Genomic DNA, 18,404 nt, shown 5'->3' with positions numbered 1-18,404 from the left:
CTCTCCGTCAGACCGGCGGCCGGTCGGGCTCGGTCGCGCGCAGCTGCCAGCGGCCGTGGTGGGCGGTGAGCCGAACCCGGGACAGCGGCGGGACGTCGACGCGCCAGAACGAGGTGGGAGGCGCGGCGAGCACGTTCACCAGCGCGGCCCGGATGACCGCGGCGTGCGTCACCGCGACCGCCCGGCCGTGGAAGGAGTCCCGCCACAGGCCCGCCAGCCAGTCACCGGTCCGCTCGATCAGATCCACGACCGACTCCCCGCCGTGCGGCCTGGCGGCGGGATCGGTGAGCCAGTCCTGGACCGCCTCGGGTTCGGCGGCCTGGACCTCGGTGAGCCCGAGGCCGCGCCAGCGCCCGTAGTCGCAGTCGCGCAGGGCGGGCTCGATCGACGGGTCCAGCCCGAGCGCCGCCGCGGTCTCCCTGGCCGCGGCGGCGGGGCTGCACCAGGCCGTCGCCGCGGACTCCCACACGTTCCCGGCCGCCTGCCCGCCTCGTTCGGTGAGCGGTTCGTCGGCCGGGAAGGACGCCCGGGAGAGCGCGGCGGTGGGACCATGACAGACCAAGATCAAACGGATCGTCACGTGGCGGCTCCGGATGGTGAGCGGGAAATGGCGTCTGCGGATGGCTTTGGTTTCCTTACGGCCCATGGACGGAGCCGGATTCGCATCGTACGTTGTCATCAACCTGACTACGACGGCGAGCGGAATCGGTCGGATCTGAGCCGGCATGCCACTGTGAACGTACCGTTGCGGCCTTCTGGACCACGTCTGCGCATCGTCGTAGCCTCCCCACGATCGGGACGTGGCATTCCCGAAGGAGACGATTCCATGGCACAGGCTGCCGTACCCATCCCCCGGCCCCGTTCTCAGCCTCTCCAGATCCCCCTCCGCGAAGTCCTCCCATGGGCGATCTTCGGTGCGGTGCTGTCGCTCCTTCTCCTCTACTTCGTCGGAGCCGAACAGGGGGCGTTCTCCGTGTTCGGCGGTCAGTTCGTCCACGAGTTCGTCCATGACGGCCGGCATCTCCTCGGCTTCCCCTGTCACTGACCAGCAGACGGGACGTTCCATGACGATGCGCGCACTGCTGCTGCGCGGAATGCTCGTCGGACTCGTATCGGCCGCCCTGGCCCTGGTGTTCGCCTGGATCTTCGGCGAACACCAGGTGAGCCTGGCCATCGCGTTCGAGGGGCATCACGCGCACGAGACGGCGGCCGCCGAGCCGGAGATGGTCTCACGTGTCGTTCAGCAGACCTCCGGCCTGGCCGTCGCGATCGGCCTGTTCGGAGTGGCGGTCGGCGGGTTGTTCGCCGTGGCGTTCGCCCTCGCCTACGGACGGATCGGCGGGTTCGGCGTCCGCGCCACCTCGGCGTTGGTGGCCGGCGGCGGATTCGTCACCGTCGCGCTGGTGCCGTTCCTGATCTACCCCGCCAATCCGCCCTCGGTGGGCGTGGGTGACACCATCGGCGCCCGCACCGGCCTGTACTTCGCGGTGATCGCCATCTCGGTGGCGATCGTGATCGCCTCGGCGCAGGTGGGTCGCCGTCTGGCGGCGCGACTGGGCAACTGGAACGCCACGCTGGTGGCCGGTGCCCTCTTCGTCGCGCTCGTCACCGTCACCTATCTGGTGCTACCGGAGGTCAACGAGGTCCCCGCGGACTTCCCCGCCGTACTGCTGTGGCGGTTCCGCCTCGCCTCGCTCGGCACCCAGGTCGTTCTCTGGTCCACCCTCGGACTGGCGTTCGGCGCCCTCACGGAACGCAACCTGGCCGCCCGGCCGGGAAACGACCGGGCAACGGCGACGGCCAACGCCGGCTGATCCGCACCTGTGCCCGTACCCATGCCCGTGTCCGGTCCCGGACACGGGCACATCCGTGCCACTTATTGCTAGCCCCTCGACCGCGCCCACGCGGCATGACGGTGTGACCGCCCGGACGTCCCACGACTGGCGCACGACGTGACCGAGCGGGACGTCCGACGACCGCTCGCGGCCTCGTCAGCGGGAGACGTAGCAGTAGTTCGAACTGTTCTTGAAACGGTGGACGGCCTTCGGCCTGTCGAACCGCCACCGGCAGCCGGCGTCACGTTGGGCCTGGGTCAGATACATGGTCTGGTCTCCCTTCCGCCTGACACAGTAGGCACCCGGCCTGGGGGTCTTTCGGTATTCCACCCACTCCCAGCCGATCTCCTTGCAGTAGCCGGTGAAACGCCCGGGACCGAGTTCAACGAGCCGTGCCGATGCCGGTTCGGGCGACGGCCGTCCGGGCCACGAGTCTCCGGGCGAGGGTTCGGGGCCGGTGGAGGCTGAGGGTTCACGGGAGGGCGAGGGCACCGCCGGCTCCGTCGCGGGGCGACTGCTCCCGGCGGGAGCGGACACCGATGGTTCCGGCGCCTCAGGAGAGGCCGCCCCCGTACCGGTGGAGGCCGAAACACGGCCGGCGACGTCCTCCGGCGTTCCCATCGCGCCGGTCGGCGCCCGCGAGGTCCCTGGCCCCCCTGCCCCCGGCACGGTCGAGTCTCCGATGGTCAGCAGAGCGACGGAGGCCCCGGCGACTCCCGCGAGGATCACGAGGACCGCGAGGACCGTCGTACGCCTTCTCCCGCGCCTCCCGTGCACGTCCAGGTCCGTGGCGGCACCCATGACACCGGAGGCGTCCGCTCCGCCCCTACTCGGGAAACCCGACTCCGTACCCCGGACCGGCGAGTCATCTCCACCGTTCCCGCCCGGCGACCCCGGCCTCCCGACCCGGACCGGTGATCGCGAAGCACCGTCTCCTCCGGAAGCGCCCGGGCGGGGGACAGCGCGGGTCTCCGGTGAGTCGTCAGGAGCGGCCCCCCTCCCACGCACCAGCCGATCGAGGATCTGCTGCGCCGTGGGCCTCCGGCCGGGGTCCTTGGCAAGACATTCGGCGAGCAGGTCCCGCAGCGGCGTCTCGATCCCGTCGAGGTCGGGATCGAGGTTCAGAATCCTGTTGATGATCACGGGGATGGCGTCGTCACCGAACGGGGGGCGGCCCGTGGCCGCGAAGGCGACGGTGGAGGCCCAGGCGAACACGTCCAGGGCGAGACCGGGCCGACCGGCGCTCAGTTGCTCGGGGGCCATATAGGCGGGCGTTCCCACGATCCCGCTGGTCACCGGGCCGGTCCCGGCGAGGTCGCGGGCGATGCCGAAGTCGATGACCCGGGGACCGTCCGGGCCGATCAGCACGTTCTGCGGCTTGAAATCCCGGTGGACGATTCCTGCGTCATGCAGGGCGACCAGGGCGGTGGCCGTGCCGATGGCCAGGCGTTCCAGAACGCTGCCCGAACGCGGCCCCTCCTCGGTCACCACCTCCTGGAGCGCGCGGCCCGGGACGTACTCGCTCACGATGTACGGACGGTTCCCCGAGATGCCGAAATCCAGGACCTGCGCCGTGCAGAAACGGGCGACCCGTTTGGCGACTTCCAGTTCGCGCTCGAAGTCGTCACGGACGGCGCTGTCTCGACCGAGCCGGATGTGGAACAGCTTTATGGCCACCAGAGCGCCGGAATCCGTCTCGCCCAGATAGACGACGCCCTGCCCACCTTCCCCGATCTTCCGAACAATGCGATAAGCGCTGATTCGTGAAGGCTCCCCTGATTCCATAGATTGATCATCCTTCATACGCCCTTCACCGAATATGAACTATTCGACATAAATATCGGCCACGACAGCACAGGGCGGCGAGCCCCCCAGAGAGCACACTCCGGAGACGGCGGCTGAACTCCCCAGCCGCGCGACCGTGATCACCCATATGACGGTGAGGGGTTCCCCACATAAAGAAGAAGTCTTCAACCTGACATCCCGTGGAAGAGGGCATGGTCACACCGCTCCCTTCCGCCCGGCAGAGATCGGTGATGCAGTTCGCCGAATCGTTCATCGCAGCCGCTACAAGGACACCGCTTCCACGCCTGGTGGGTGGTGCGAAACTGCGCGATGCGCTCGTTCCACTCCCAGCGGCACCGGTCCCACTCCGACAGCGGCGCCGCCGTGGCAGTCGATGACAGGCATGGCCGGTAGGCGTACCGGGCCCCTCCAACTCGCCTGATGTCGTCATACGGAACCTCGTGAGAGGGAACAGAGCCGGGTCCCGCTCCTGACCGGGACCCGGCCGTACGATGAGCCTCACCCCCGATGGCCCGTGCCCGGACCCCTGACCGGAGCGCGGTCGCATGGTGGACCTCCCCCTCGACGGCCCGCAGCCGGGCTTCCCGACCGGAGACCGGGCACGGTGAGTGTGTCGTTCAGCGTCCGCCGACGTAGGCGGCGAGGGTCCCCAGCCCGGTGGGTCCGCCGACCGGCCGCGTCGTCGCGGGTGGGTAGTTCAGCTCGGACTCGTCGTAACGGCGGGTCTTCATGTGCCAGAGCAGGACGCCCGCCATCCAGTCCTGCAGCTCCGTCACGTAGCCGTTGAGTGCTTCCCGAGCCTCCCCGTCGAGGTCGAAGTCGTCGACCAGTACCGGGAGCTCGGTGGCGACGATGTGCTCGAACTGCCGCATTCGAGACGTCATCAGGTCGTTGACGATGTCGACCGCCTGTCGCAGGTCGCAGTTGAGGAAGTCCTGGACGACCAGCACGCAGTTGTGCAGCTCGCCTTCGAACTGGATCTCCTTCTGGTAGGAGCAGAGGTCGTTGACCAGGCAGGCGTAGTCGGCGGCCGAGTCGTCCAGCCCGCGCATCGTCCGGGTGTTGTAGACCTCGGGCGGCACCGACTGGCCGTGGGCCAGCCGGGACAGGCTCATGGTGAGGTCGGAGCCGAAGGTCTTGCGGCGCATCTCGATGTAGTCGACCGGGTCGGGAACCCGGTTCTGGATGTGGTTGGCCAGCTCCCACAGCCAGCTCTCCGTCATGTCCTCGACGGTCCGGCGGAACCCGGCACGCGCGCTCTCCGTCATGGGGGTCGCCGTACGGAACCACAGGTCGGCCAGGCCACGCTCGATCGGGTTGGTCGGCGGCGGGGTGGCGGAGAGGTCGAGCGGCATGAACGCCGACAGCCGCTCGTTGAACACCTTCGCGCCGAGCATGTCACGCCGGGACCCGAACACCACCGGGAAGTAGTCGTCGGCGTAGGTCCCCCAGGTGAGCCAGAACGTCGAGATGTCCAGTTCGGGGCCGGACGCGTCCGGGTTGATCGCCCCGGCGCAGATGGCGAAGTCGTAGCCGTCGAGCTTGTGCTCGGTCCAGACGGCCAGCCCGGGGAAGCCGGGTAGCTGCTCGAACATCCCCATCTCGCGCGCCCACTCCACCGCGTGGCTGCGGGCGCTGTCCAGGTTGGGGTTCATCCTGGCCGTGTACGGCATGTAGATCTCGGGCAGCGGCACCGACCCCACCTTCCGCAGGGGGACGTGGGTGTGGCTCCTGATCCCACCCGGGCCGGTGACGCCGGACGCCAGCCTGATGCGCGTCGCCGAGGTGCCCAGGCCGGTGGGACCACCGAGGAGGGCCGGGGCGACCGGGGAGGTCTGCGAGGCCCCGTTCATGTAGCGGCTGGAGCGCATGTGCCACTCATGGCCACCCGACTGCCAGTCCTGGAGCCCCTTGACGTACGCGAGGACGTCGATGCGGGACTTCAGGTCCAGGCCGTGCTCCTCGAAGAGGGCCGGCAACTCGGTGAGGGCGGTGTTCTCGAACTGGTGCAGCCTGGAGGTGATCAGGTCGTTGACCGCGTCGGCCGCCTGCTGGGTGTCGTAGCCCAGGAAGCGCTCGAAGACCAGCACCCCGTTGCTGAGCTCGCCCTCGTCGCCGACCTCCCGCTCGTAGGAGAAGAGGTCGTTGCGCAGGTGCACCCCGTCGGAGAAGGTGTCCCTCAGCACGCGCATCGGCCGGCTGGCGGCGACGACGGCCGGGACCTCCGCGCCCGCTGCGTGCTCCACCAGGTTGGCCGACCAGGGGGCGCCGCCGACCTTACGCCGCATCTCGATGTACTCGATCGGGTTGGCGACGCGCCCGGCGTTGATGTTGGCGAGCTCCCACAGGGACTCGTCGAGGAGGTTCCTGGTGCTCTCGACGAACCGGGCCCGCCAGTCGGCGGACATGGCCGGGATGGTCCGGGCCCACAGGTCGGCCAGGCCGCGCTCCACCGGGTTCTCCGGCTCGGGAGCGGGCCCGGTGGGGTGCACCGGCATGAAGGCCGCCAGCCGGTCCAGGTACTCCTTGGCGCCGGCCAGGTCACCGCTGCGCTTGAAGGTCTCCAGGAAGTGGTCGTCGAAGAAGAACACCCACACGTACCAGTCGGTGATGAGGTCAAGCTCACCGGCGGGCGCGTCGGGGTGGGTGTAGGCGCAGAGCAGGCCGTAGTCCATCGCCTCCAGCCTGTCCTCGTCCCAGATGCCGAGGTCGGGATCGAGGATGCCCATGTCGTGCGCCCAGGCCCTGGTGTGCTCGCGCGCGGTCTCCACGTGGGGGTTCAGCCTGGCCGGATACGGCAGGTAGAAGTCAGGGAGCTCGAAGGGTTGCATGTTCCGTCCTTCCGTATCCGACGTCGACGCGTCCGGCGGCGTCCCGGGCATCGGGCGTCAGGAGCACGGCGAATCGATGAGGCGACTCCTCTTTCCGGAAGCCACGACAGGCAGAACGTTACGCAATGACCACGGAGAGTGAAAGGGATTATCGCGAATACGCCATGGCACGGTCAGGACATCCGGTGCCCGCCGACCAGTGCTCCCGGCGACCCGGGCGCGACGCGTCGGCCGCGAGGTCGCGGAGCTGGTCGGCGAACGCGAGCGCCTGTTCCGGCGTCATCCGGGGCTCGGTGCCGACGTAGAAGACCACGATGTCCCCGCTCGGGGACGTCGTGGCGGTGAACGGGAGAGACGGGTGGATAACCATGATGGGGTCATCCTTGCCTGCTCCACCGACAATTCGCAGGTCCTTTTACGCCAGGCACCCTCATCACGTGAACCAAATACACGTACTCGATGCCGCCGATCGACGTCCGTCAACGCTGTGAGATAAGTTGTCGTCCACATGTCGAATGGGCTGACGTGGGAAAACGGAGGCTGGCGATGGCAGGGGACGAGGCGAGCGTCACCGCCGCCGACATCGCGCGGATGGCGGGCGTCGGCCGCGCGGCCGTGAGCAACTGGCGGCGACGGCACGAGGACTTCCCCGAGCCCGTGGGCGGGACGGCGACCAGCCCGACCTTCTCGCTCGGCGCCGTCGAGGCGTGGCTGCTTGCGCAGGGCAAGGTGGCCGAGCTCCCGCTACGCGAGCGCGTCTGGCAGCAGGTCCGCGCCGCCGGCGACGACCTCAGGCTCGGCGAGGTCGTCGCCGAGGCCGCCGAGCTCCTGCTCGGCCAGGGCAGGCCCCACACCGTCCCGGCCCCCGCGTGGGAGCTGATCAGACGGTACGCCGAGGAGGAGGGCGGCCCCCAGGCCATCCGCTTCCTGCTGGACCGCTACGCCGACGTCCACTCGCGCCGCCTGGCCGAGACACCCGCCGAGATCGCGGACTTCATGGCCCACCTGGCGGGGCCCGGCGCCCGGTCCGTCCTCGACCCCGCCTGCGGCCTCGGCGTCCTCCTCGCCGCGGCGGCCCCGGGGCGGCGCGCGTACGGGCAGGAGTACGACGACTCCCTGGCCCGGCTGGCACAGTCACGCCTGGCACTGGCCGGAGCGGGCGACGAGGCACCGGCGGGCGGCAGGGCGAAGACGGGCGGTGCGCCGGAGATTGGCGGCGAGGTCAGGGCGGGCGACTCGCTGCGCCATGACGCCTGGCCCGACCTGACCGTCGACGCCGTCGTGTGCCATCCCCCGTTCAACGAGCGCCACTGGGGATACGACGAGCTGACGAGCGACCCCCGCTGGGAGTACGGGCTGCCGCCCAAGATGGAGTCGGAGCTGGCCTGGGTCCAGCACGCGCTCGCCCACCTGGCGCCGGGCGGCGTCGCGGTGCTGCTGATGCCCGCGATCGCCGCCAACCGCCGCTCGGGCCGCCGCATCCGCAGCAACCTGCTGCGCCGCGGGACCCTGCGGGCCGTCATCGGCCTCCCCCCGAAGGTCGCGTCGGGTGGCACCGCGCTGCCCGTGCACATCTGGGTGCTGCGCAAGCCCACCGCCGACGACCGCACCCCCTCCCGCGTCCTGATGGCCGAGGCCGACCTGGGAAACCTCGACGCGGTCGCCGAGCGGTGGCGTGAGTTCCACGCGGATCCCGACCTCGACGTCGACAGGCCGGGCGAGAGCCGCACGGTCCCGATCATCGAGCTGGTCGACGAGGACGTCGACGTCACCCCTTCCCGGTATCTCGGCACCGAGGAACAGGTCTCCGCGGAGGGATACCTCCTGCTCCGCGGGCGGCTGGCCGAGCGGCTCGGACGGCTGGCCACCCTCGTCCCCGAGGCCGTCCCCGGCACCGGCCAGGAGTTGCCGTCCGTCACGCTGGCGGAACTGGAGCGAATCGGGGCGCTGGCCGTCTGGCAGGCGGGGCGCTTCGAGATCGACGGCTCTGGCGATCCGGTGCTGACCGACCGGCACGTCCTGGACGGGGGCGCGGTGGAGACGCGCACCCGCCCCGGGGGCCGGGTCAGGATCGAGCCCGGAGACGTGGTCGCCGCCGTCGGGGCCGGCGGCCTGGTCACCCGGGTGATCGAGGAGTCCGGCCTGCTGCTCGGCCCCCGGCTCGTCCTGCTGCGCCCCGACCCCGACCGGCTGGACCCGTTCTTCCTCGCGGGCTTCGTCCGGGCGCTCTCCCCGGGCGCCACGACCGGCACCCAGTCCGGCTCCACCCGCTTCGACCCGCGCCGCGCCCAGGTGCCGCGCCTCTCGGTCGAAGAGCAGCGGAGGTACGGCGACACCTTCCGCAGGATCTTCACCTTCGAGGCCGAACTCCGGGAGCTGACCACCTCGGGCCAGACCGCCGCCACCGCCCTGACCCACGCCCTCGCCGCCGGAACCCTCGCTCCCCCGGCCTGAGGTGTTCTTCTGTATGGGCGGGCACGACCTGGCCCTGCCCAGTCGATGGCTGATAGCTGCGGGGTCGACACCGCCGAGGCCGGCGCGTTGCCGACGCCGACCATGGAGAAGATCACCCGTCGATCGCCCAGACCGTCCGGCACCTCTCGAGACGCCACCCGAACCCTGGCCGTCCTCGGCCTCATATGATCAACAATCCTCAACCGACTTTTCCGGACCCCTGACATGTCGACGCTCCCCATATCGGAGGGGGCGATGGAGTGCCTTTCTCCCATTGACAGTGAGTGATGATCGGCCGTGACCTTCACATATCCATTGCTGTGATTAACGCCACACGCCTTCTTTGGAGCGATCCCAAACTTGAACGTGTAGCCGACCATCCTTCGGTTGACAAATGGTGAAAGTAAGTTTCAGCAGGCAGTTGCCTGAGCGACGACTCAGTACTCGGGCGATAGGACGAATACATCGCTCCGTCCCCGCATTTCGTTACACCGTGCCGATGGGATCACTGACAGCAATCATTTACTCCGTTTGACCAACTTCTTACGATCAGGGCGCTTTATTCCCTCTTTACACCCCTTGACTGTGTGAGTGGAGCCTGCGTGCGCCCGTTTCCCCCCACCACCCCACCCCGCCCGAAACCTCCGGGCCCGAGCCGTACCGAAGACGTAAACGGTTACGGCGACGGTGCCTGGTCGCCACCGCGATCAGCGTCACCCTGCTGGCGTCGATGGCCCCGGCCGGCCCGGCACTGGCGCAGACCTCCGCGACGGCGGCCGGGCCGGGCCTGCTGTCGCAGCTGGCCTCCGGGATCGGCGGGCTGTTCGCCGAGACCCCGCGCGGGCAGATGCGCACCGGAACCGGTGCGGCCGCGCTGCCCGGCCGCACCGGAGCTTCCAGGTCGGGTAAGCCGAAACCGCCGGGCAAACGCGTCAAGGAACTGACCGCCAAGCGCTCTGCGCACGGCACGGTGTTCGAACTCGACGACGGCCGCCGGCAGGTGGAGCTGTCGAGCGTGCCGCGCCACTACCAGGACGCGGCCGGCACCTGGAAGGACATCGACACCCGGATCGGCTCGGTCGCCGAGGACGGCTTCACCCACGGCAACGATGCCAGCGGGTTCTCCTCCCGGTTCGGTGAGGCCACGAGCAAGCTCGCCAAGATTCAGCTGGGCAAGCGGCAGCTGACGCTCGGCGTGGCCGGGGACTCCAGGAAGATCGTCCCGAAGGTCGACGGGTCCACGCTCACCTATCCGGGGGTATGGGACGGCGCCGATGTGGTCTACAAGGTCACGGCGGAGGGGGTGAAGGAGTACCTGGTGCTGTCCAAGCCGCCGGCGGCCGACGCCTCGTTCGCCTTCACCGTCAAGTCCGGCGGCGTGAGCGCCAAGCAGAACACCGACGGGTCGATCGCGTTCACCGCGGATGGATCCGATGCGCCGACGTTCACGATCCCGAAGCCGTTCATGATCGATGCGACGGATGATCCGGTCTCGCCGTACGGCAAGCGTTATTCCGAGGCGGTCACCCAGACGCTGAGCGGGCAGGGCGCCGAGACGACGATCACGTTGAAGCCGGACGCGGCCTGGCTGGCCGCGCCGGAGCGCAAATGGCCGGTGGTGATCGACCCCACGATCACGATCCAGTCGAACGGGTTCGACGGCAGCGACACCTACGTCAACTCCGCGGCCAAGACCACCAACTACGACGGCTCGTGGAAGCTGCCGGTCGGGAAGATCTCCTCCACCGGGATCAACCGGGCGCTGCTGTACTTCAACATGCCCTCGGAGATCGCGCTCGGTACCCAGGTCGATGAGGCCCACCTGGAGACCTACTTCGACCAGGCGCTGGGTGAGGCCGGGCCGGTGACGGTGGCCGCGCACGAGATCACCAGCGAGTGGTCCGGCTGGGATGTCACCTGGAACACCCAGCCCACCGTCGCCGCCACCCCGGCCGCGACCGTGGTACGCAACGCGGGTGAGCTGTCTCGCTGGCATTCCTTCGACGTCACCGCCATGGTCAACGGCTGGTACTCCTCCTATGAGGCGCCGATGAACGGCATCATGCTCAAGGCCGTCGATGAGACCTCCACCGGCAAAATCGCCGGCCCGGTGTATGCGGCCGGTGAGGACCTCTACGGCGGCGACGGCATGACCGGGGAGACGGCCACCTTCCCCAAGCTGGTCGTCACCTACGGCAACCCGGGTGTGGTGCTGAACCCGGTCACCACCGCGACCTCGGTGGGGGCGTCGCTGTCGTGGAGCGCCTACGCCGACCCCACCCCCGGCGACGCGTCCGATGACCTGGCCGAGTACCGGCTGTATCGCACCTGCCCGAGCGGCTGTCAGCTCGGCGGCGGTCACGGCACCAGCGATGCCCAGCTGGTGGCGGCGATCTCACCGGATGCCACCTCCTATGTCGACACCAGCAGCGGCGGCGACCCGGACGCGGTCACCGACCCCTCCTACACCCACGAGGCCACCTACCGGCTTGAGGCGGTGCTGAAGAACGGACAGGCCGTCCCGTCGCCGGAGCAGACGGTGATCCTGCCCCGCCCGGGTCAGATCGCCAAGATCCTCTACACCGGCGCCGATACCACCTTGGCCTCCGGCGAACCCGACGCGGTCCACGACCAGGTGAGCGGGCAAAAATGGCTGCAGGCCGCCAACACCGCCACCACCCTGGGTAACACCCGCGCGGTGGTCAAATTCGCCGACTACGCAGACGAGATCCCATCTGATGCGCAGGTCACCGAGGCGACGTTGTCGCTGTGGGAGGCCAACAGCACCGGCACCGGCGCGGCATTCACCGCCCATAAACTCACCCGTGCCTTCGACGAGGCCGCGACCTGGGCCAAGGCGGATGCCGCCACCTCCTGGACCACCGCCGGCGGCGACTTCGACGCGGCCGCGCTCGCCACCGTGTCAGCGGTGAGCGCGCAGCCGGGCTGGCGCAAGTGGACCGTCACCGGCGCCGCCCAGGCCTGGAGCGCGACCCCGGCCGCCAACCACGGCCTGCTCGTCAAGGTCGCAGCCGAGGCCGGATCAGCCAAGCAGTCCGTGCAGTTCCTGGCCTCCGAGGCCGATGAGCCGGTGCTGCGGCCCCGGCTACGGGTCACCTATGTCGAGAAGACCTCCGGCTCCTCGGCGTTCTACGTGCCGGGCACCCCGGAGCGGATGGACGTCGGCGCCACCACCAAGCTCCCGGTGGTCATCACCAACACCACCACCCAGACCTGGCCGGCGGCCTCCACCAAGGTGGGCTACTTCTGGAAGCTGCCCGACGGCACCGACATCTCCACCACCGACAACCAGTTGAAGACCGCGCTGCCGGCCACCCTGGCCCCGGGGCAGAGCACTGTGGTCGACGCCGACGTCAAGGCGCCCACCCTGTCGGCCGAGGGCAACAAGGCCGAGGCCGTGTCCCTGGTGTGGGACGTACAGGACACCCTCACCAACAACTGGAAGTCGGCCTCCCACCAGCTGCCGCAGCTGCCGCAGCAGATCCGCGTCGACTCGCCGACCTCCGACCTGCTGGGGGCGGAGAAGTTCTACGCCTACACCGGTAAGAACACCGGCGCCGGCTCCACCGCGTTGGTGAACCCGTACGCGGGCAACGTGGTGTGGAACTACAACGCGTTCTCCAACCCCTCGCGCGGCATCTCCACCTTCGCCCGGATGACCTACAACAGCCTCGACACCAGCGCCTCGGCGATGGGTTACGGGTGGTCGTTGCAGGCCTCGACGTTGCAGCGGCTCGGCTCGCAGGTCTACTTCCACCCGCCCGGCCAGACCTGGCCCACCCAGGTCCGGTTGACCGACGGGGACGGCACCACGCATGTGTGGACCCTGCCCGAAGGCACGGACCCGTCCGCCTGCAGCCCGTCCACCTGCGCCTACAAAAACCCCCGCGGCATCCACCTGTATCTGCAGAAGGTCGACCCCTCTTCCTTCGGAAACGATCGTGAGCTGGCGGCGCAGCGCACCTGGGTGTTCACCAAGCCCGACCGCACCCAGTTCTTCTACGACGACGAAGGCTTCCAGTCGGCGATCGTCGACAAGAACGGCAACACCATGTCGTTCACCTACGAGCGCCGCAAGTCCAACAACAAGCCGACCAAGTTCCTGACCTACATCACCGACGCCGCCGGGCGGCGCACCCTGACCCTGAACTACTACAAAAAGGGCCAGGACTACACCTACATCAACGACGCCGGGACCGAGGTCAACGACACCAAGCTGACCAACCCGCACATCATCGACACCGTGGAGTCGATCACCGACATCGCCGGACGGAAGGTCACTTTCACCTACAGCGACAAGGGCCTGATGGCCAAGATGGTCGACGGCGCCGGCGATCCCGAAGCCAAGACCTTCCGCTTCACCTACGACGCCACCCAGGGCAACAAGAACGTCAAGCTCGTCGCGGTGAAGGACCCGCGGGGCAACACCACCGCGCTGAAGTACTACGAGGCGCCGGTCGACCCCAAGGACAAGTGGAAGATCGAAACGCTCACCGACCGGTTGGGCGGGGTGACGAAGTTCGACTACGTCGACCCCGACGGCCCGCAGGGCGGCGTCATCCACGCCACCGTCACCGACCCGTTGCAGCACGCCACCAAATACGTGCTGGACGCCTACGGCCGGCCGGAGTCGATCGTCAACGCCAAGAACGAGACCACCGCGCTGACCTGGGACCCCGATCACAACGTGGTCAAGCTGACCGAGGCCAACGGCGCGTTCGCCACCTGGACCTTCGATCAGAAGACCGGCTACCCGCTGGAACTGAAGGACTCCGAGGCCAACCACAACAACACCGCCCCCACGGTGCTGGGCTATCAGAGCTTCCTGAACGGCTACGTCGCCGACCTGACCGAGAAGACGTCTCCCGAGGGCCGTAAGTGGAACTTCGGCTACGACGCCAAGGGCAACCTCAAGACGGTCACCGACCCGCTCGGCGTCGCCTCTCCCGCAGCCGGGGACTACACCACCTCCTACGACTACGACGGCTTCGGCCAGCTGACCAAGAGCACCGACGCCAACGGCAACCCGGCTACTTACGGTGATTACCACCCGACCGGGTATCCAGAGAAGATCACCGACGCGTACAACAACGCCACGGTGACGTCGTATGACGTGCGCGGCAACGTGTTGTCGGTGACCGACGCGCTGGGCAAGAAGACCACCCAGACCTACGACCTCTTCACCCGGCCGCTCGAGTCGAAGGTGCCCAAGGACCAGGACGCCGGGAAGTTCATCACCACTCCGGCCCCGGTCTACGACCGCAACGACAACATCACCAAGGCGACCGCGCCCAACGGGGCGATCTCGACCGCGGCCTACGACGACGCCGACCAGCTGCTGGAGTCGCTGCTGCCGAAGGATGCTGCGGACGGGCCGGAGCGTAAGGCGTCCTTCACCTACGACCTGGCCGGCAACCTCAAGACGCAGACCGAGCCTAAGGGCAACCTCACTCCCGAGGCGGGCGACTTCACCACCACGTATGCCTACGACCCTATCTACCAGCTGACCGACGTGCTCAACGCCGCCCAGCACAAGATCACCTACGTCTACGACAACGTCGGCAACACCATCAAGGTCGTCGACCCGCGCAAGAACGCCACCGCCGATGCCGGCGACTACACCACCATCTCCACCTACGACCGCAACCACCAGGTCACGCACGTCAAGGACGCCGCCGGACATCAGACGGTCACCGACTACGACCTGGACGGCCTCGTCGAAGGACAGACGGATCAGGAGGGCAACAAAACCCTCATCACGCTGGACAAGCGCGGCGCGGTGACCGAGACGAAGGTCCCGCACTCGGCCACCGACGGGACGATCAAGTACACGACCACGCAGTTCGTCTACGACCAGGTCGGCAACCGCACCAAGGTCATCACCCCGCGCGGGGTGGAGACCACCGACGATGCGGCCGACTTCATCGCCGAAACCAAGTACGACAAGCTCAACCGCCCGGCCGAGGAGATCTACCCGTTCGATAAGGACGACCCGAAGTACAACACCCCCGACTCGGTGAAGTACGCCTACGACGCCGTCTCCCGGCTGAAGGAGATCTCCGCGCCGCCCTCGCACGGGCAGACCATCCGCAACATCACCACGATGACCTACTGGGACAACGGCTGGTCCAAGACCACCGCCGACCCGTGGGACATCAAGACCACCTACGACTACAACACCCTCGGAGCGCAGACCAACCGTACCGTCACCAGCGCGGCTGGCTCCTCCCAGCGGGCGCTGGACTGGTCCTACTTCCCCGACGGCAAGCTCAAGACCCACTCCGACGACGGCACCCCGCTCGGCCTGGACGTGGTACTCGACGACAACTCCGATGTCGGTCAGGTCACCGCCACCGGCTCCTGGACCACCATCGGTACCAACAGCGTGGGAACCGGGCTGGCGGCCACGGTCGAGCCGGGGACCGGTTTCACCGGTTATGACTACGCCATCGCCCCGGCCGGCACCGGTTCGTCGTCCTTCACCTGGAACCTCACCACTCCCTCACAGGGCACCTACAAGGTCCAGGTGAAATACCCCACCGGCGCGACCGCGACGAACGCCAAGTACACGATCAAGCACGACGGCGGCCAGGCGACCGCCACCATCGACCAGACCACTCGCGCGGGTGAGTGGGTCAGCCTGGGCGAGTTCACCTTCGCCGAAGGCAACACCCACTCCGTCACGCTGACCGACGAGGCCAACGGCATCGTCGCCGCCGATGCGGTCAAGCTGGTGCGCGACACCACCGGCACCATCGACACCGAAAAGAAGGACTTCGCCTACACCTACGACCCCAACGCCAACCTCACGAGAATCGCCGACAACTCACCCACCGCGAAGATCGACACCTGGGACATCGCCTACACCGGCCTCAACCAGATCGATCGGATCCTCGAAAAGGTCGGCGGTGCGGGCGGCACGGTCAAGAACACCACCACCTTCACCTACAACGAAAACAGCGCCGTCACCGAGCGCACCCACGACAAGACGCTGGCCACCTACCGCTACGACGTCCGCGACCTGGTCGACCAGGTCGTCAACAAGAAGTCGGCCACCGACACCGGCCCGAAGACCACCACCTACACCTACACCCCCAAGGCCGAACGCCTCACCGAGACCAAGGCCAACGGCAACACCGTCACCTACGACTACTTCCTCGACAGCCTGCTGCGCCACTCGATCGAGAAGAAGCCGAACGCCACGGTGGTCTCCGAGCACACCATCGGCTACCAAGGCAACGGCCACCGCTCCCGCGATCTGGCGAAAATCCAGAACGCCGACAACCCCGGCGCCTACCTGGAAAACGACTACACCTACACCTACGACCCCCGCGACCGCATCGCCAAAACCGTCAAAACCCCCATCGGCGGCGGCGCCGCGACCACCGAAACCTACAGCCACGACGCCAACAGCAACGTCTACGACCAAACGGTCCAAGGCAAGCAGACCACCTTCACCTTCGACCGCAACCGGCTGATGACCTCCACCACCGCCGGAGCCACCTCCACCTACAACTACGACCCCTACGGCCGGCTGCGCACCATCACCGGCGGCGGCGCGGTGCAGGAGAAGTACACCTACGACGGCTTCGACCACGTCGTCAAACACGAAAAACTCGGCGCCGCCGGCAGCACCGTCACCACCTACACCTACGACCCGCTGGACCGCACCACCACCAAGACCGAAAAGACCGGCACCGCCGGCGCGAAGACCACCGCCTACTCCTACCTCGGCCTGTCGGCCGAAGTCCTGGACGAGGAAGTCGCCGGCAAACTCACCCGCTCCTTCCAATACAGCCCCTGGGGCGAGCGGCTGTCGCAGGTGAAGATCAAGGCCGACGGCGGCGAGGAGTCCTCCTACTACGGCTACAACGCCCACACCGACGTCGAAACCCTCACCTCCGAAACCGGCGACACCCGCGCCACCTACGGCTACACCGCCTACGGCAGCAACGACGACACCCTCTTCACCGGCATCGACAAACCCGACCCCATCGACCCCACCGCCAAGGAGGAGTACAACCCCTACCGCTTCAACGCCAAACGCTGGGACAACTCCACCAGCATGTACGACATGGGGTTCCGCGACTACAACCCCGGCCTCAACCGCTTCCTCACCCTCGACTCCTACAACGGCGCCCTCGCCGACCTGAGCCTCGGCACCGACCCCTGGACGTCCAACCGCTACTCCTTCACCGGCGGCAACCCCATCACCAACATCGAAATCGACGGCCACTACAACGTCGCCAGCTCAGACGGCGGTGGCATACCCGCTGCCACCACGTCGCCGAGCCCGACGCCCAATGCGTCTCCTACTGTGCCGGTTTCCGCTCCCTCACCGAAGCAGTCCTCTGCTGCGTCGCCGACTCCTACCCCTTCTCCCGGTCAAGACATCAACAAGTACTTCAGGCACTGCGAGAAAATCGGGCACGAGAATTGCCAATGGGGCAAGTCAGAGGTAGCTGCACTCTATGACCTTTTCGTCGCAGACTACGTCGACTGTGCCGGCGGTGACACCGAAGCGTGTGCCTGGGCCTCTGCGGGAATTGTCACCGCCGGCATTGGCAAGATTGCATCAATGATCGCCAAGGCCGGTCGGGTCGCCAGCACGGTCAGAAAGATCGCTAAGGCCTGTCGCCAAAGCTTCGTGCCCGGCACCGAAGTGCTCATGGCCGACGGCACCCGCAAACCGATCGAAGACGTCAAGGTCGGCGACGAGGTGCTGGCCACCGACCCGGAAACCGGCAAGACCGAAGCCAAGCCCGTCATCGCCCTAATCACCGGCGAGGACGACAAGAACCTCGTCCAGATCACCGTCGACACCGACGGCAAGAAGGGCGACAAGACAGGCCTGGTCATCGCCACCGAGATCCACCCCTTCTGGGTACCCGCGCTACGCAAATGGGTCAACGCCAAGGACCTCAAACCTGGCATGTGGCTACGCACCGCCGCCGGCACCCACGTCCAAGTCACAGCAATCGAAAAGTGGACCGCCTACCAGCGAGTCCACAACCTCACCATCGCCGACATCCACACGTACTATGTGCTCGCAGGCACTGCGCCGATCCTCGTCCACAACTCAGGCGACTGCGGTGAAGTGGCTCTCGGTATTAGGAAAGAAGGCGATCTCCGCAATTTTGCGGATTCACGCGAACTTACTCACTTCCTCGACAAAACTAGAGACGAGGCGCTTGGATCCGTGCGAGATGTAGCCTTCTACAAGCCCGGGAATAGAATTCATATCAACCTCGATGGCTTCGATCACGCGGACGATGCGGCTCTCGCCTTTAGAACGGCATACAATCGAGGCGGCGGCGACAACTGGTTCACAACGGAGCGTGAGATGAGAATCGTCGGAGACTCGGTGCGAAGGGGCTACCGGGACTGGAGCAGTATCACCTTCTACCGCAACGGGAACGTAGTGGATGTCCCGCTCCCCGGATTTTTGGGAGAGTGA

At 67.5% G+C, this 18,404-nt stretch carries 8 protein-coding genes; 4 read left to right on the top strand and 4 right to left on the bottom strand.

Translation table 11 applies throughout. The annotated features are described in order from the left end of the window. Positions 1-7: 7 nt before the first annotated feature. Entirely contained in the window at positions 8-580 is a 573-nt protein-coding gene (locus IG98_RS0115805; protein WP_037970401.1) for a histidine phosphatase family protein, read from the bottom strand. Between the two features lie 246 nt (positions 581-826). Here IG98_RS0115805 and IG98_RS0115800 point away from each other — a divergent pair, with 246 nt between their 5' ends. Further along, a complete protein-coding gene (locus IG98_RS0115800) occupies positions 827-1,045 on the top strand; it encodes a CbtB domain-containing protein (RefSeq protein ID WP_030912188.1) in 219 nt (72 codons plus the stop codon). Positions 1,046-1,064: 19 nt separating this feature from the next. After that, on the top strand, positions 1,065-1,814 hold the full coding sequence (locus IG98_RS0115795; RefSeq protein ID WP_030912185.1) for a CbtA family protein: 750 nt from the start codon (positions 1,065-1,067) through the stop codon (positions 1,812-1,814). 177 nt (positions 1,815-1,991) lie between these two features. Here IG98_RS0115795 and IG98_RS46910 read toward each other — a convergent pair whose 3' ends face one another. The 3 genes from IG98_RS46910 to IG98_RS0115780 form a co-directional block, all read right to left on the bottom strand. Further along, entirely contained in the window at positions 1,992-3,620 is a 1,629-nt protein-coding gene (locus IG98_RS46910; protein ID WP_169750121.1) for a serine/threonine protein kinase, read from the bottom strand. 638 nt (positions 3,621-4,258) lie between these two features. Next, on the bottom strand, positions 4,259-6,472 hold the full coding sequence (locus IG98_RS0115785) for a family 2 encapsulin nanocompartment cargo protein terpene cyclase (protein WP_030912179.1): 2,214 nt from the start codon (positions 6,470-6,472) through the stop codon (positions 4,259-4,261). Positions 6,473-6,620: 148 nt separating this feature from the next. Further along, positions 6,621-6,842: a hypothetical protein gene (locus tag IG98_RS0115780; RefSeq protein WP_030912177.1), complete on the bottom strand. Its 222-nt coding sequence runs from the start codon at positions 6,840-6,842 to the stop codon at positions 6,621-6,623. Between the two features lie 176 nt (positions 6,843-7,018). Between IG98_RS0115780 and IG98_RS0115775 the strand changes: the two genes are divergently transcribed. Further along, the gene (locus IG98_RS0115775) at positions 7,019-8,926 is read left to right on the top strand and encodes an N-6 DNA methylase (RefSeq protein WP_030912174.1); all 1,908 of its coding nucleotides are present in this window, start codon (positions 7,019-7,021) and stop codon (positions 8,924-8,926) included. A 730-nt stretch (positions 8,927-9,656) separates the two neighbouring features. Continuing rightward, entirely contained in the window at positions 9,657-18,404 is an 8,748-nt protein-coding gene (locus IG98_RS0115770; RefSeq protein WP_051752154.1) for a DNRLRE domain-containing protein, read from the top strand.

This window comes from Streptosporangium amethystogenes (genome assembly GCF_000721075.1).
Taxonomy (GTDB): domain Bacteria; phylum Actinomycetota; class Actinomycetes; order Streptosporangiales; family Streptosporangiaceae; genus Streptosporangium; species Streptosporangium amethystogenes.
Note: the sequence above shows the minus strand (reverse complement) of the source record. Positions and strands in the feature narration are given on the sequence as shown.

Coding starts and splice junctions, on each gene's coding strand:
- IG98_RS0115785 (WP_030912179.1), bottom strand. CDS start 6,472: ATGCAACCCTTCGAGCTCCCTGACTTCTACCTGCCGTATCCGGCCAGG.
- IG98_RS46910 (WP_169750121.1), bottom strand. CDS start 3,620: ATGGAATCAGGGGAGCCTTCACGAATCAGCGCTTATCGCATTGTTCGG.
- IG98_RS0115775 (WP_030912174.1), top strand. CDS start 7,019: ATGGCAGGGGACGAGGCGAGCGTCACCGCCGCCGACATCGCGCGGATG.
- IG98_RS0115800 (WP_030912188.1), top strand. CDS start 827: ATGGCACAGGCTGCCGTACCCATCCCCCGGCCCCGTTCTCAGCCTCTC.
- IG98_RS0115770 (WP_051752154.1), top strand. CDS start 9,657: ATGGCCCCGGCCGGCCCGGCACTGGCGCAGACCTCCGCGACGGCGGCC.
- IG98_RS0115780 (WP_030912177.1), bottom strand. CDS start 6,842: ATGGTTATCCACCCGTCTCTCCCGTTCACCGCCACGACGTCCCCGAGC.
- IG98_RS0115795 (WP_030912185.1), top strand. CDS start 1,065: ATGACGATGCGCGCACTGCTGCTGCGCGGAATGCTCGTCGGACTCGTA.